The organism is Vibrio sp. 1288, assembly GCF_033344475.1.
In genome coordinates this window covers 1-501 of the sequence record NZ_JAWPOX010001209.1, presented here as the reverse complement: position 1 = coordinate 501, position 501 = coordinate 1, and the positions used below count along the sequence as shown (strand labels likewise).

1 pseudogene is annotated in these 501 nt (G+C 44.3%); it reads right to left on the bottom strand.

Features of this window, described 5'->3' with window-relative positions:
• Positions 1-501: pseudogene (locus R8O11_RS31725) on the bottom strand (arylsulfatase); the annotation flags it as partial.

Here is a 501-nt window from a genome sequence, read left to right as displayed (position 1 = left end):
GTGACTTGTTCAATTTTTTGATTGAACTCGAATGGTGCTTGGTAGTCTTTACTCACCGCGCCACCTTCATCTTCACCAATACCCACGCCATCGTCGAGCGAGAACAAGCGGCTGTTTGTGTTAGGGATAAGTTTCTTCTCAACAAGCTTATCGTTCACGTAGAGATAAACGTTACCGCCTTTACCTCTGCCAGCTGCGTTACCTTTACCACCTTGGCCGTTCTCGTCGTAACGGAATGCCACTTTAATCTCGTTCTTGCCTTCTTTTAGTTTAGAACCAGAGACTTTAGTGTACTCGTAGGTTAACCAGTTATATTCGAACGTTGGGACGCCGTTTTTCACATCTAACGTCCAACCACCGAAGTTACCGCCTTGCGCGATAATCACACCGTTAGTCTTTGACGCATTGTCTGTTGAAATGTCCGCAACAATATCAAACGATTTATTTTTGATATTTAAGAAGGAGTTTTCAGGGATGCCTCTTGCGCCTTCATAAAGCGTT